This is a genomic window from Oceaniferula spumae (assembly GCF_042849255.1).
GTDB classification, from domain to species: Bacteria; Verrucomicrobiota; Verrucomicrobiia; order Verrucomicrobiales; family Akkermansiaceae; genus Oceaniferula; species Oceaniferula spumae.
This window is the reverse complement of the sequence record NZ_AP026866.1, coordinates 1,272,882-1,287,776: the sequence shown is the minus strand read 5'-3', so window position 1 is coordinate 1,287,776 and position 14,895 is coordinate 1,272,882. Positions and strand designations below refer to the sequence as shown.

Genomic DNA, 14,895 nt, shown 5'->3' with positions numbered 1-14,895 from the left:
GGTAAGTAGTTAGCAGCCTATGTTTTCGGCTGCGCCGATGCATGTAAGCAGTGGGGGGAGGGGAAGCAAGAGAAATGGATTGCGGATTTCCGTCATCGCAGGAAGGATGACGCCGTGCGCGAAGAGAAGAAATCGATCACCGTGACCCGACTGGTCAGGCGGATGAGAAACCTGTTGGAAATCGAGATCGGGGAGATCTGGGTGGAAGGGGAAATCAGCAACCTGCGCAGGCAGTCGAGCGGACATTGTTATTTCACCCTCAAGGACGAAGGCGCGCAGGTTTCCTGTGTTCTCTTTCGTGGCACCGCAGGGCGCGCCAGAGCGCAGCCGGAGGATGGTATGCAGGCGCGGTTGTTTGGTGAGGTGTCTGTCTATGAGGCGCGTGGCCAGGTGCAGCTGGTCGTCAAGCAGCTGGAAGATGCCGGTATGGGTGACCTGCAGGCGAAGTTCGAAGCCCTCAAACGAAAGCTCGATGGCGAGGGACTCTTCGATTCCGCATTGAAAAAGCCACTGCCGAAATTCCCCAAAACCATCGGTCTGGTGACTTCTCCTACAGGAGCGGCCCTGCAAGACATGCTCAATATCCTAACTCGCCGTGCGCCCTGGGTGCAGCCCGTTCTCTATCCGGTGCAGGTGCAGGGTAAAGGTGCGGAGCGAGGCATCGCCGCCGCCATCCGTCAGCTGGGAGACGCCAAAAATCATGACTTGCCGGAAGTCGATGTCATCATCATCGGTCGCGGTGGCGGATCCATGGAGGATCTGTGGAACTTCAATGAAGAAATCGTAGCGCGCGCGATCCATGAATGCCCTATACCAATCGTCTCCGCCGTCGGCCACGAAATTGATTTCACCATCTCTGATTTCGCAGCAGACGTTCGCGCCCCGACCCCCAGCGCCGCGGCTGAACTCGTGGTTCCTGATGCCGAGGAATTGCGAGGTAGGGTCAGGCAATCCGCTTCCGCCGTTCAGCGAGCTATGCAGAGTCGGCTCAAGCATGATGCCGCCATCCTGAGCTCCGCCCGTCGAGCATTAATGCCTCGCGATGCAGAGCGCGCCTTGCGTGATCCTATTCTCGAACTCGACAGGGTAAGGCAAGAACTTCAGAACGCCGCAGCAAGTCATTTAGAAATACTACGCGGTCAGCTCCGAGATCTCAACACCGTGCATGCCGCCCATCACCCAGCCAAAGTCATGCAGCGCCGTAGCGAGCGTCTCGATCAAGTTCGAGGGATGTTAGAACTGGCGGGTAAGCGTGGCATTCAGCGTTCAAGTGACAAGCTGCAGCATTTGGCCACACTTATCCGAACACTGGGTCCCGACTCCACATTTGCCCGTGGTTTTTCCATCACGTTAGACGAATCGGGGAAACCCGTGAAGGATGTAACCAAGGTGAAACAGGGTGATGTTTTAATCAGCCAGTTGGCCAATGGTAAAATTATTAGCCGGGCGGAGAGTTCTAACTAGGCCGATTCGACCAATCCGTGATGAAAAAAAGCCACCTCGTATTCGGAATTTTAGCGCTAGTAGCCGTTACAACAGGTGTGGTTTATACGGCTAAGTGGGTGCTTGCAGGTTCTCATGAAAACCTGCCTCGGGGATATGATCCCGTATTGGTAGAGAACGAATTGTCGGAGCCAGTGCTGACAGCGGAGGAATCCATCGAGAAAAATCTAAGGGCTTTTCTCAGTGCTACGACTGTAGAGGAGCGCTTGCATTATGTTTCGATACCTTTTGATGAGAAGACATCACTGAAAAGCTATTATGTGGAACGCGGTCTGAGTGATTCTCCCTTGTGGAAAATTGAACGTATTGAATCTCTCGAGCTGGCTGGCGGGCGACTTTGGTTTGTCATCTACAGAGACCTACAACGCAAACAGCACAGCGTATCCTTTCAGAAACTCGACGGCCGGTATCTGATCCATTGGTCAGCCATGAAGGCATATTGCGAGGTTCCGTGGCAGAGGTTTATCGTGGACAGGCCTTCCAAGCCGGTTCTTATGCGAGGTTATTTGAGACAGTATGAAGGCGTCTGGCCTGTGGGCTTACCTCGGGATAAATACCGGTGTTTTCTGATAGAGGACAGGGGAAAGCTTTTTTCAAAATTAGCAGTGATGGAAAAAGGCGCCCCCGGGGCGGAGGCCCTAAATAAACTGCCTGATTCCATATCGCATCCGATAACCGTCAGGATGAAGTATAACAGTGAGTTGTTGAATCAGAACGTGATCCAAATCACAGAATTGAAACATCTGCGCTGGCAACAACTTAACAGTGACCCTCGTTTTCAAGGGCAGTAGTTCCTATTTAACGCTTCCGGCGAAGGACGAATCCAAGTCCGGCTCCCAAAAGTAAAATCGAGCTACTCGGTTCAGGCACAGCTTGAATGGTGATATCCCAACCGATGGTATCAAACGCTAAGAGGTCGAGCTGGCTTACCGTATTCACATTTCCTGCAGGGTTGGCTGTAGGGTCCATAATGCCTAAGCCTAGATTATCTCTCCAGTGGCTGGCTTGCTGACCATCTCCATAAGTACTCCCTGTTGAAAACAAACCAAGGTTGGTGGCACCTCCATCGATGGAGAAATATGAAACCGTACCTGCCGCCAAATCGTTTACCCCATCAGCACTGTATCGAAACATGTCTAAGCCCGTGAAGACACGGAAGTCTTCTAGGTCGGCGGAATTAGCGATGGCAAAGTCAACAGTATCGACTCCGCTGTTGAATCCTAGAGCGTGCCCGATCTCATGAACGGCAACTCCTACGAAGTCTTGTAGCCCCGGACCCACACCATCTGAATTGTCATAATCCCATGCGAATCTATCGCTGAATGTGATACTGGCGTCAGAGGCTAAATCATTGGCAGGGCGGAGCCCCACAGCTTTGGCATTGGCAGTGTTTAGGTTAAGCACTCGATTATTACCGCTGTCGTCGCTGTCGAGACTAACAGCGGTGCTGTTTCCCTCTGAGTTCACTTGCGTAAGAAAATTAATGCCACCATTTAGAGTTAATGCGGGAAGATTGGCTACGGCATTTAAATCGCTCGCTGATGTGATATCAGCGCCTAAAGCTGCAAAATAGGCATCGACGCCGATAGCTTGAGTCGTCGAGCCAGCTTGCCCTAATACTCCTGGGTCCAAGGTTCTGAAATCAATGTCAATGTTCACCGTAGCGTTGTCACTGAGAACACTCTGCCAGTAATTCGCAGCTCTTTGAAAACCATCAATCGAGTCTTGGCTCATTCCTGCTGCAGGAGTGAGATTGATATTGAGTGCAAAAGAGCTGACGGGCAGCAGTGTAGAAAGGCAGGTAAACCGCGTGAGATACTTGAGCTTCATTGTGTGTTTTTTGTGTGTTTTTTGTGTGTTTTTTCTAAGTAAAATCCTTAAATCTACCTAGAATCAGAAGTGTGATTCGGCATGGTATGGAAAATGTGATCATTGTCAGTGCTTAACTTATAAATAATGGCATGCCACAAATTTGTTGCCCAAAAGAGCCCTATGATTGATGGTTAATATCCATTCTTGCGGTTTTCGGGGGATGGTGTTCTATCTTGCTCGTGTCAGATACAGTCATTGATATTGCTGAAACACGGAAACGCTACCGAGGTGGCGTCGAGGCCTTGCGGGGTGTTTCACTCAAAGTTCCAAAAGGCGGAATCTTCGGGCTGCTTGGTCCGAATGGTGCCGGTAAAAGCACCTTGGTGAAAATCTTGTTGAGCATTGTCCGGCCGAGCCAATGTGATGGCACGATGTTAGGCATGCCGATCGGCCATAAAGCAACGCTTTCGCGTGTGGGCTATCTCCCCGAACACGCTCGCTTCCCAGAGTATCTCAAAGGAGGCGAGGTGATCCGTTATGTGGCAGGACTCGGTGGTGTTCCCAAAGATCAAGCCGCCAAGCGGAGCCAAGAGCTATTGGAAATGGTAGGCATGCAGGACTGGGCAAACCGTAAGATGGGGAGCTATTCCAAAGGAATGAAGCAACGTATCGGGCTGGCACAGTCGCTAGTCAACAACCCGGAAATTGTGTTCCTCGATGAACCTACTGATGGGGTCGATCCCAAAGGCAGGATGGAGATGCGCGCGGTGTTGAAACGTATGAAAGACGAAGGCCGCACCGTCTTTATCAACAGTCACTTGTTAGGCGAACTGGAAATGATTTGTGACAGCGTGGCGATCATGGACCAAGGGGAAATCATCCGTCAGGGGAGCATCGCCGATCTGACCGATAAGACCCGCAGGTATGAAATCAATGTGAGTGGCGACATTTCAGGCTCGTTGATATCTGAGCTGAAGAGCCACGAAGTAGAAGTAGAGGGTGAAATACTCACCATGTATCAGCGAGATGCTGAGAAAGTGCAGCCTGTTATTGATGCTCTCCGCAGCGCAGGTGTGACCATTGTCACGATGACCGAGGCGCGACAGTCACTGGAAGATTTATTTATGGAAACAGTTGGAAATCACGGGCCGGGGGCGGCGATGCCTCCTAAGCTTCCAGGAAAGGAGAAGGCGTAATGAGACAGATCATGACCATCGTCTGGGACTCATACCGACTTCTCACCGCCAAGAAGTTGTTCTGGGTGGCCCTTGGTTTTTCCATTCTGATAGCGATGATTTATGCATCGATCAGTTTTCAGGAAGAGGGGATCTCCGTGCTCTTTGGTGCTTACGCCTTGGAGAGCGACATGTTGAATTCCAAGGGGCCGCTGGCTAAATTCCTCTACCTAACAATGTTCACTGATATGCTGGTGCCATTTTGGTTAGGACTTTTCGCCATTGTGCTGGCTCTGATCTCAGTGTGTTCGATATTTCCTAACTTTTTGGAAGGAGGATCGATCGATGTCGCGGTATCGAAACCGATCAGCCGTTTGACATTATTCATCGTTAAATACCTAAGTAGCCTTCTGTTTGTTGGAATCCAAGTGGCGGTGTTCTGCTTGATTGTTTTTGTGGCCTTCGGGTTACGAATGGAATCTTGGAACTTTGGCATTTTCTGGGCCATACCGCTGATCGTATTTGTGTTCAGTCTTGTCTATTGCGTCGCCGTACTGACGGCGGTGTGTACCAAGTCCACCATGTTATCCTTGCTCATGGCATTCCTCGTCTGGGGTGTCAGTTGGGGGGTGCAGGTGGCTGAAAGTTTCATTTACAAGATCGCCTACGTCATGCCTGCAGCCGGCATGAGTGTGGATTATGCCACGGGTGAATCTCAGAGTGGAGGCGAGCCAGAGGAGGCGGATCCGGGTCTGGCTAAATTCCACCGAGGCATCAAAATGGTCGAAGCTCCCTTGCCAAAGACGCGCGAGGCGACTTATCTGCTAAAGAAGAAAATTAAAATCGACGGCAAAGACCTCACTCAAGCAACGTCATTTATCGAGACAGATGACGATGATCCTCAGCGGAATCATTTGAAAGCGACTGAGGCCTATGAGAATCGGCATTCCGAAGCTTACATCGTAGGCACCTCTCTAGCCTTCGAGTTAGTGATTCTATCGATCGCTGGATTTATTTTTGTCAGGAAAGACTACTAAACCCACAAGCTGATGTGGGAGTGGTTAGTGTTTGTTGCCATCATGGTCGTCGGGCAGTTCAGTCCGGGGCCGGACATGCTTTTGCTGACGCGCACTGCTCTGGCTCAGGGGCGTAGTGCCGGGTGCTGGACGGCACTCGGTATCGCCTGTGGCCTGGGTATTCACGCCGTCGTAGCCGTGGCGGGTGTCGCCTCGTTGTTAGCCCAGGGTGGGTGGCTGGAAAAAACGATGAAGTTGTCCGCCGCGGCCTATTTGACGTGGTTGGCATACCAACTCATCCGAAGTGGGGTGAAGGCGCGTAAGCTGACGATTCCCGAAATCGGAGTCGTGCCGGAAAGTAGTCGTTGGAGTGCTTGGAAACGCGGGCTGTTTTGCAATTTGCTCAACCCGAAGGTGGCGGTGTTTTTGGCAGGCGTGACCGCACCGTTTTTGATGGATGCGCACGATTGGATTTGGCCAACCGTCCTTTGGGCTACCATCGTGATCGAGGGTGTTTTGCTCTGGTGTCTCTGGGTTTGCCTTCTGCAGCAGCCCGCGATCAAGCGTAGCTATCTACGCATGGCGCACTGGTTTGACATCGCCTTTGGCTTGGCGTTGTTAGGCATAGCCGTGACCTTGCTTCTTAGCTGATCGTTAGATGCGGGCAGCGATGGCTCCGGCCATTTCATGCGTGCCTGCTTTCTGCTCGCCGTCGCGTCCTGTGAACAGATCGGCTGTGCGTAGGCCGGCGTCGATGGTGGCATTGACCGCTTTTTCAATCGCGGCGGCGGCATCGTTTTCACCGAGCGAATAGCGCAGCATCATGGCCAGGGAAAGGATCTGGGCGATTGGGTTGGCAATGCCTTGGCCGGCGATGTCAGGAGCTGATCCGCCGGATGGTTCATACATTCCGAAGCAGAGTCCGTTGTCTTTCTGACTGCCTAACGATGCGCTAGGGAGCATGCCAAGAGAGCCTGAGATCATTGCCATTTCATCGGAGAGGATATCACCGAAGAGGTTACCTGTGACGATTACATCGAAAGAGCCAGGCTGTTTGATTAACTGCATGGCCGCGTTATCGACGTATAAGTGTGAGAGTTCGACCTCTGGGAATTCCTTGGCAATCTCGATGACGGTTTCGCGCCATAGGATGGAGTTTGCCAGCACGTTGGCTTTGTCCACTGAGCAGAGGCGTTTGTCTCTTGCCATGGCGGCGGTGAAAGCGATACGGGCAATACGATCAATCTCGCTCTTCCGGTAAACCATGGTGTCGATGGCCACGATATCACCATCCTCCTCGTGACGACCCTTGGGCTGGCCAAAGTAGATGCCTCCTGTCAGTTCACGCACGCAGAGCACGTCGAAGCCGTTAGGGATGAGCTCGTTTTTCACCGGGGAAGCATGGGTGAGTGAGGGGAGGCAGACACCGGGACGAAGGTTGGCGAAAAGGCCGAACTGTTTGCGCAAAGGCAGCAGGGCTCCACGTTCAGGTTGCTCGTCAGGCGGTAGATTAACCCATTTGGGGCCACCCACGGATCCAAACAGGATGGCGTCTGATTGTTTGCAGGAGTCGATGGTCGCTTCTGGAAGCGGACACCCTACGGCATCGATCGCTGCGCCTCCGACCAATTGCACGTCGGTTTCAATATCGAGGCTGAACTTGTCCCGAACGGCATCGAGGACAAGCATCGAGGCCTCCATAACTTCGGGGCCAATGCCGTCGCCGGCGAGAACAGTAATGCGGTGAGTCTCAGACATGGCGGTGCTGTAATAGGTTTTCTCTGAAGTTTGAAGTTTAAATCGCAGGGAAGCGTGTACATGTTTCAGCCCGTGGAACTGACCATACATTTTATTTGGCTCGTCGCTGGACTGACACTGCTCTACTTCGGCGCCGAGTGGCTGGTGAAGGGAGCTTCGGAAATTGCCCTTCGTCTAGGTATTTCGCCTCTGGTAGTTGGGCTGACCGTAGTCGCCTTTGGAACCAGTATGCCTGAGTTACTGGTGTGTATAAAGGCGAACTCACCTGAGCTAATCGCCGCTCCCGCTGGCTGGCTGGGCATTGATGTTCCGCCAGATGCTCCGAGCCCAGACATGGCGTTCGGAAATATTGTCGGTTCTAACATTTTTAATATCGCCCTAATTCTAGGGGTGGCGGCACTCATCCGTCCTATAGTGATTCACTCCCAGTTGATCCGTAGAGAGTTGCCCATTCTCATCGTGGCATCACTGGCGTTTGTGGGGATGATGGCGGACATGACTCTCTCTCGCTGGGAGGGAGGACTGCTAGCTTTAGGAGTTGTCGTTTATGTCATCATGAGTGTTCGCTTGGCGAAAAGTGAGAAAGACACTCTCCAGTTCGAAGAATCAACAGAAGTGGTACTCAAGCAGGCCGAGCAGGGTGGCGGGCGACTTGTTATCGATTTGCTGTTGATTCTGGTAGGCATAATAGCCCTAGTGTTCGGTGCCGATTGGTTAGTGGACCATGGTGAATCTGTAGCTCGAGTGTTTGGTGTGCCAGAGGTGATTATTTCTCTCACCTTGTTTGCCTTGGGGACATCTCTTCCTGAGTTGGCGACATCCGTCGTGGCTTCGATTAAGCGGCAGGGTGATATCATTACAGGCAATGCGATTGGATCCTGCATTTTCAATCTCTTGGCTGTGATGGGTGTTACGGCTTCGGTGAAGCCCTTGATGGCTGAAAAGATCGCCTGGATGGATCTGTGGGTTATGTTGGGTCTGGCTGTATTGATCATGCCTTTCATGTGGTCCCGGATGAGCTTGAGCCGGATCGAAGGAGCTTTGTTGACCACTGTGGCAGTGGGCTATTCTGTTCTTGTGGTCATGATTCAGCGTTGAACACCGCATAAAAAACCCCACAAGCCGTGGCGGCTGTGGGGTCTCAAGAAATTAGACTGGGTAGGAGGTTATTTGTATCCGATGATCAATGCGTAGTGTGCGCCATTGCGTGTGCTGTTAGAAAGCTGGACCTTGATATGGAACGTGCCAGACCACTTGGGTTTAATACGTACCACTGGCACTGCGTCTACCTTGGTGTCGCGACCTACTTCTTTCCAGTTTTCGTCGTAAACAATGATGTCTACGTCGTGTGCGTCTGCGCAACCACCAGCGACGAGAACATATTCAGTGCCAGCCTTAAGAGTGGTTTTGATAGTTGTACTACCCTTGTATTTTAACAGGCCGTGCCAGTAGTTGTCTCTGAAGCTGATGTTCTGCTTCTTAAGAGCTTGAGCGATTCGATATGCTCGGGCTTTGGCCTGAGCGGTGGTGGCCTGTGCTGCTGGGGCTAAAATCAGCCCGGCTAAGGCGAGGGTGAGTAACTTCTTCATAGCGAAACATTCTTAGCAGAACTATTCTCGCCAAGTCAAAGCAAAATATGGTGCTAAATACAGCGTATTATGTTCTGCGATACAGAAGTAATAAAATGGCTGAAAGGCTGAGCATCCCTGCGCTAGAGGGCTCAGGGACGATTTCGTATCCGAGATCTTGTAGGAACGCCACGTCTAACTCGGTAAGAGTTTTGCGCGTGCCAGTGGTTAGAGATGGTGACATGACAACTTCCTGGATGCCATTGTCAGAAAGTCTAACACTGTTGGTATTGTCCGCGATATGTCCGCCTGCTGAGTCGATGAGGCCGTCGCCGCCACCATTGGCCAGTTGTGCATTAGGGCCTGTCCAAGTCGTGCCGCTGATTTGACTGTCCCATGTGTCTGATGTTCCAACGCCAATGACGTGTAAAATTTCATGCAGGGCTACGCTATAAAAATCACGTTTACCCGATGCGACGTCCGTAGTGTGATCGAAATGCCAGAAGTCATCGAGTTCTTCAGGGCTGTCTTTGACGCTGTCGTTATCGCCGTCGACATCGAACCACAGACTTCCGACTCCTACCCCCACATTCAGGCTGTAGTTTGCCGTAGTGCTTCCAAGTGTGGTGCTGCCGCTGATATTTCTAATCACTGGCCCATCGCCGCGGCCCATGCTGGCATTGGAGGCTGCTTCTGCAGCGGCGACGGCATCTTCATATTGAGAAGGGAATCCGCCTCCGCTAATCGACAAAGCTACACCGGCGGTTGAACCTTGGCCGAGAGTGCTTCCGCCGAGTTCTCTAACACCGACAAAAATTTTCACCGTATCAGCAGCTAGAGAGGGGGAGCTGATGGTTATTTTATTAGCGTCAGGATTGCTAGGGTCATTGAGCTCAGAAGGGTTTCTAAACACGTAATCCCAATCGAAGGTAGATGTAGTGCCGCCGTTACTCCCCACAAACGGGTTTGTCACTGGAGCAAGCCGAGTCGAGATCAGAGATGAAATATCAGACGCCGCTTGTTCCAGAGCCGATTTAGCAGCGGCGTTTGTTCCGAAAAAATTATCCGATGAGCTGTCATAACCGTAATCCAGCTCGATTTCGAAGGCTGAGGCCGAAGGGATCGCCAAACACGAAATGAGCAAGGCCCGTTTCAGACTAAAGATGGCTGGTATCCCGGACGTTGTGTGGAACGAATCCGTGATGCGGTGCATTCGTGAGTTATACCTAGGAATGCCTTATAATCAACTATTTAATTAATAAACCCGTAATAACGAATCGGGCATTATCGGTCTACGGTGAGGTTTCTACTTCTTGACCTTGTCAGGTCGCAGCTTCTTCTCAAGTTGCTTAGGGGAGATACCGTAGAATTTTTTGATATCTGTGCAAAAATGGCTGTAGTAGAGATAGCCCAATTTTTCACCGATATCGTGAAGGTCCATGCCTTCAGTGATCATCCGTTTGGCGAGTAGAGCGCGATGATTGCAAAATAGGTCCTTTGGCTTGAGTCCGATCGCCGCCTCAACGTGTCTTTGGAGTTGGATCACCGTGAAGCCTAACTCCTCAGCCACATTTTTTACGTTGAAGCCTTTTTCCTCAGCCAATTGTAGGAGATCTACCCCGGATTTATCGACTACACGGTCTCCTTGCCGAGTAAAAGGTGTGGGTGTGGCAGGTCTGCTCATGGTTTTAGGAAATGTTTCGCTGTTATGGACTAAATTGTTACTGAAGTCAGTATAGAACACATGTCTTCAGCAAGCACGATATATTTTCATGTTAGATAGCTTTTTACTGTTTTCAAACACTTTTTTATGAAACATTACGCATTGTATTCATCGCATATGATGGAACACACACACCACGGAGAAGATGAGTAAGTTGATGCATTTAATGGCAGATCTATTCGTCCTCGCCACCCTTATATAATTACGATGTCAACAACAACGACCGTCCCCACAAACAGTAGCGTCAAATTTGTCAATAGTCAGGGCTACACACTCAACGCCACGATCCTTCGTCTCCGCCGCTATTCAGTTTCCTTCGAAATTTATAATCCATACAGCATCGTTCAGCTTTCTGAAGTGCTGAAAGATTTCAAAATTCGTCTGAACGGGCGCTTGATTTATGAAGGCGATGCCGTGGTGTCTGGCCTTGTGAACACAGGTGTCTTGTTGGTGTGCGAAGTGACGTTGAGCGGAGGCTGGAAGGAGGTGGATTTTCTGGCACCAGCTGAGGGCGGTGGAACATTGGTCACCCAGTTCGATAGTTTCGTGGATGATTGGAAGCGTGCGCACCACGTTTCCTCTGATTTCAAAATCAACATCGCCGACATGCAGAATTTGATGATTGGTGTGAAGCGTTGGCTTGAGCAGATCGATCTGGGGATTCGCTCCACAGATACTGGAGATAAAGCCGGTCTTGAAAAACAGATCATCTCAGAAATCGAGGAACGGATGGTTGAGGAAATGAATCCGCTGATGAGTAGTTTTGAAGCATCTACCAGAGATGTTTCGCAGACTGACCGACCTGCGCACAAATTTTACGTTAGGCGTCAAATGCATCCCCTAATGCTGTGCTCACCGTTTGCCTACCGGGCTTTCACTAAGCCGTTAGGTTATGCCGGCGATTATGAAATGGTGAATATGATGCTGCGTGATCCTTACGAGGGCAGCACTCTCTTTGCCAAAATGCTGAACCGGACTTTTCTAAGTATCGACCCCGTTCAGGCACACCGAAATCGAATCTCTTATCTGGTGACTACTCTCAAGGAAGAGGCTGAACGAACCGTCAGTGAGGGGCGTCGTATGCGGGTTCTGAATCTTGGCTGCGGTCCGGCTCAGGAAATTCAACGCTTCGTCAAAAACGAAGAGGTAAGTGACCAGTGCGACTTTACTTTGTTAGATTTCAACAAGGAAACCTTGGATTTTACAGAAGGTGTTCTGACAAAGATGAAATATGAGCTGGGTAGAGGCACTACGTTCAAGATGATTGAACGGTCTGTGCATCAGCTTCTTAAGCAGGCCAGCAAGGGTGACGTTGATATGGAATGGGAGTCATACGATGTAGTCTACTGCGCTGGATTGTTTGACTACTTGTCGCAAAAGGTCTGCAAAAAATTGGTAGAGCTGTTCACCAAGCTACTCCGTCCCGGGGGTAAGTTGATCACCACCAATGTGGCGTCCACGAACCCTCGAATCGGGTGGATGGAGTATGTTGTTGAATGGAATTTGGTTTACAGGAATGACTGGGAGATGTTAGATCTCATTCCACTGGACGGAACAATCCTCCAGACTGATCTTAAGCGCGACCCGACAGGCGTGAACCTGTTTCTTGAGATTCGTAAGGTCGAACTTAAGCCGATGTTCAAGAACCAGAGTGTATAATGCCGGATTCTACCAAGCAGTTAAAGTTACTGTTCAAGCAATCAAGACTAATAGCGCGGAGAAAAAACTGTCGGCAGGCGGCTATTTTTGGCGGAGTTTTTATGCTCGTCGGAGCGTGTCTGGATGCTGTGGTTTATCCGGAATTACTGCTAGAGTTTCTAGTAGTTCGAGTGTTTTGCGGGGTCCTGCTGGTTTTGTTTGGCCTCGCCATCACAAGAATGAAGTCGGATCTGATTTCGTTGATTGTAGTTCATGTTGTAGGTGTATTGCCGCTGGCAGGCATCTCCTACATGATTGCGGTGGCAGACGGAGCGGCGTCCTCGTATTATGCCGGTCTTAACTTAGTGTTGATGGGGGCCACCTTGTTGCTCCGGTGGACGGCGATCGACAGTGCGGTCAATATGGTTTTATGCCTGCTTTTCTACGGAATGGCGGTGATGGTGTATGGTAACACTTGGCGTGAGGCATTTGTTCCTGGCTATTTCATCTTTGTCACCGGTGCTATCGCATGTGCGGGCACCTACTTTTTTAACCAAGGACGATTCCGCGAATTCTGTCTTTCAAAGGACGTGCAGGACGGCAAAGACCAGTTGGAAAAAAGTTTCAAACAATTGCAGGCGATGGATGAAACCAAATCGAGATTCTTCGCCAATATCAGTCATGAACTCAGAACACCTCTAACGCTGATCCTCGGCCCAGCCGAAAACTTACGGAGTAATGGCAAATACAGTAAGGATGTAGCATTCCTGGAGCACCTGGATACGATCGAGGATAACGCGCTTCGTCTATTGCGCTTGATCAATGATATTCTCGATCTGGTGAAGTTGGATAGTGACGAGGCTCCTCCTCGGCCGGAGACGGTGAATGTGACAGATTTCATTCATGGTATTACCAGTCATCTCAGGGCGATTGCTGCGCTGAAGAATATTGATATTTCCTGTACCAGTTCGTGTCTCGAGCAAGAGGTTGTTTGGTTAGACCGCGATCGTTTGGAGAAAATTGTTCTCAACCTTGCAGTAAACGCCGTTAAATTCACTCCTCCCGGAGGTAAGATTTCATTGGGAGCTGAGACAAAAGACGGAAATCTCTATCTATCGGTAGTTGATAATGGTCAGGGGATGAGCAAGGAAGATCTGGAGAATATCTTCGTGCGCTTTTGGCAGGCTGATATGTCGGCCAGACGACGCCATCGAGGTGCGGGTATAGGTCTCGCCTTGGTGAAAAGTCTTACCGACAGTATGCAGGGGGAAATTTCTGTAAGCTCGGAAATTAACAAGGGAACCAACTTTAAGATCATGATCCCGGCCCCAATGCCGGAAACAGGAGCACTGGTTGACCGAGAAAGTAATACCCGTGATGTACTGGAGAAATTCAATGAGAAGGCTCGCCTGAGTGGCGTCGAGAGCGTCAAGGAAACGGTGGCTTCCGAGAGGGGGGCATTGAATACATTGGTGTCGAACGTCCCACAGGAGACACGCAGAAAACGTGTTCTAGTCGCGGATGACGAGGATGCCATGCGCAACTTCATTGCCCGTCAGTTGGACGATTATGAAGTATTAGGTGCCCGTGATGGGGCCGAAGCATGGGAAATCGTACAGCAAGAGCCGTTAGATCTAATTATTTTGGACCTGATGATGCCTGGGATGGACGGAATTGAGGTCACTACACGAATCCGGTCGTTGCCTGCCACGTCACGTATTCCGATCATTTTAGTCACAGCTCAAGCCAGTGAGGTGCCGAGACTAAATGCGCTGGAAGCCGGCGTGAATGACTTCATGTCGAAGCCATTCTCGGTGGTGGAGCTACGTGTCCGAGTGCGAAATCTGATCGCCAGTAGCGAATTTGAATTCAAGCTGGCTAAGAGTAACGTGAACCTTGAAACGGCGTATGAGAAACTGAAAGAGCAGCGCAGCATTCTTGTCCAAACGGAGAAGCTGTCATCTCTTGGTCGTATGAGTGCTGGTATTGTGCATGAGGTGAATAACCCACTGAACTATGCGAAGACGGCACTCCACGCACTGAAATCATTTGACCGACAAATCCCGGCCGAGGAAAGAGATGATTTCCTCGAGGTGTTGGGTGATGCTCAAGAGGGGGTCAGCAGAGTCATTGGAATCGTCAGTGATTTGAGATCATTCACGCGTGGGGATGCTGCAGCCATGTCGAGAGTTGTCGTCAAAGACATGGTTGAGAGTGCCCGCAGATTGAGCAGCCAGACACTTTCTGGGATTCGCTTTGATGTGGATATTAGTCCGGATCTTGAGATAAATGGAAATGACGGGCAGTTATGCCAGTTGTTCATGAATCTTTTCCAGAACTCGGCTCGTGCGATTATGGTGCGAGGCAATGGTCCGGAACCTCAGATTTCGGTACAGGCTGAAGAAAGGGAAAATGGCTCCGTTGCTGTGCGGGTCAGGGACAATGGATGCGGGATCTCCAAAGATGATATTGAACACATGTTTGAGCCATTCTTCACTAAAAACGATGTCGGCGAGGGCATGGGGCTCGGTTTGAGCATTTGTCATCGCATCATCAAGCAGCATGGCGCTGAGATTGACGTTAAATCTGAAGTTGGGCTTTATACTGAGATAACTATATTTTTTTAAATTATGGCCCTCGATTAAGCAGTTTAGCTGTTAAACATCAATTTAGTTTGAATAAGTTAGATATAAAAAACCTTG

13 protein-coding genes are annotated in these 14,895 nt (G+C 50.4%); 8 read left to right on the top strand and 5 right to left on the bottom strand.

Annotated elements, in window-relative coordinates; genetic code table 11:
* Positions 1-114 precede the first annotated feature (114 nt).
* Both xseA and ACSPJT_RS05360 read left to right on the top strand, forming a co-directional pair.
* Positions 115-1,464 (top strand): exodeoxyribonuclease VII large subunit, encoded by a 1,350-nt coding sequence (gene xseA / locus ACSPJT_RS05365; RefSeq protein WP_435895339.1) that lies wholly within the window; start codon positions 115-117, stop codon positions 1,462-1,464.
* 20 nt (positions 1,465-1,484) lie between these two features.
* Positions 1,485-2,294 (top strand): hypothetical protein, encoded by an 810-nt coding sequence (locus ACSPJT_RS05360; RefSeq protein ID WP_435895338.1) that lies wholly within the window; start codon positions 1,485-1,487, stop codon positions 2,292-2,294.
* 7 nt (positions 2,295-2,301) lie between these two features.
* On the opposite strand, the gene ACSPJT_RS05355 is transcribed toward ACSPJT_RS05360, so the two are convergent.
* The gene (locus ACSPJT_RS05355; protein ID WP_435895337.1) at positions 2,302-3,333 is read right to left on the bottom strand and encodes an NF038122 family metalloprotease; all 1,032 of its coding nucleotides are present in this window, start codon (positions 3,331-3,333) and stop codon (positions 2,302-2,304) included.
* A gap of 221 nt (positions 3,334-3,554) precedes the next feature.
* Between ACSPJT_RS05355 and ACSPJT_RS05350 the strand changes: the two genes are divergently transcribed.
* From ACSPJT_RS05350 to ACSPJT_RS05340, 3 genes are read left to right on the top strand one after another with little or no spacing between them, the layout of a single operon-like run.
* Positions 3,555-4,511, top strand: a complete 957-nt coding sequence (locus ACSPJT_RS05350) for an ATP-binding cassette domain-containing protein (protein WP_435895336.1) — start codon at positions 3,555-3,557, stop codon at positions 4,509-4,511.
* Between the two features lie 11 nt (positions 4,512-4,522).
* Positions 4,523-5,527, top strand: coding sequence for a hypothetical protein (locus ACSPJT_RS05345; RefSeq protein ID WP_435895335.1), 1,005 nt, complete (start codon positions 4,523-4,525; stop codon positions 5,525-5,527).
* 12 nt (positions 5,528-5,539) lie between these two features.
* On the top strand, positions 5,540-6,157 hold the full coding sequence (locus ACSPJT_RS05340) for a LysE family transporter (RefSeq protein WP_435895334.1): 618 nt from the start codon (positions 5,540-5,542) through the stop codon (positions 6,155-6,157).
* 3 nt (positions 6,158-6,160) lie between these two features.
* Here the strand turns inward: ACSPJT_RS05340 and leuB are convergent, their stop codons facing one another.
* Complete coding sequence (leuB, locus tag ACSPJT_RS05335) at positions 6,161-7,264, bottom strand: 3-isopropylmalate dehydrogenase (RefSeq protein WP_435895333.1); 1,104 nt, start codon at positions 7,262-7,264, stop codon at positions 6,161-6,163.
* Between the two features lie 72 nt (positions 7,265-7,336).
* Between leuB and ACSPJT_RS05330 the strand changes: the two genes are divergently transcribed.
* Positions 7,337-8,362 carry a calcium/sodium antiporter gene (locus tag ACSPJT_RS05330; protein ID WP_435895332.1) on the top strand — a complete coding sequence of 342 codons (1,026 nt, stop codon included), beginning with the start codon at positions 7,337-7,339 and terminating at the stop codon, positions 8,360-8,362.
* 68 nt (positions 8,363-8,430) lie between these two features.
* Here ACSPJT_RS05330 and ACSPJT_RS05325 read toward each other — a convergent pair whose 3' ends face one another.
* The 3 genes from ACSPJT_RS05325 to ACSPJT_RS05315 form a co-directional block, all read right to left on the bottom strand.
* A complete protein-coding gene (locus tag ACSPJT_RS05325) occupies positions 8,431-8,853 on the bottom strand; it encodes a hypothetical protein (RefSeq protein WP_435895331.1) in 423 nt (140 codons plus the stop codon).
* A gap of 67 nt (positions 8,854-8,920) precedes the next feature.
* A complete protein-coding gene (locus ACSPJT_RS05320) occupies positions 8,921-10,045 on the bottom strand; it encodes a hypothetical protein (protein WP_435895330.1) in 1,125 nt (374 codons plus the stop codon).
* Between the two features lie 93 nt (positions 10,046-10,138).
* On the bottom strand, positions 10,139-10,516 hold the full coding sequence (locus tag ACSPJT_RS05315; RefSeq protein ID WP_435895329.1) for a helix-turn-helix domain-containing protein: 378 nt from the start codon (positions 10,514-10,516) through the stop codon (positions 10,139-10,141).
* A gap of 246 nt (positions 10,517-10,762) precedes the next feature.
* Here ACSPJT_RS05315 and ACSPJT_RS05310 point away from each other — a divergent pair, with 246 nt between their 5' ends.
* Together ACSPJT_RS05310 and ACSPJT_RS05305 are read left to right on the top strand one after the other, a co-directional pair.
* The gene (locus ACSPJT_RS05310) at positions 10,763-12,214 is read left to right on the top strand and encodes a methyltransferase domain-containing protein (protein ID WP_435895328.1); all 1,452 of its coding nucleotides are present in this window, start codon (positions 10,763-10,765) and stop codon (positions 12,212-12,214) included.
* Positions 12,214-14,820: an ATP-binding protein gene (locus ACSPJT_RS05305; protein ID WP_435895327.1), complete on the top strand. Its 2,607-nt coding sequence runs from the start codon at positions 12,214-12,216 to the stop codon at positions 14,818-14,820. The genes ACSPJT_RS05310 and ACSPJT_RS05305 overlap by 1 nt, the downstream gene beginning before the upstream one ends.
* The last annotated feature ends 75 nt before the right edge of the window (positions 14,821-14,895 follow it).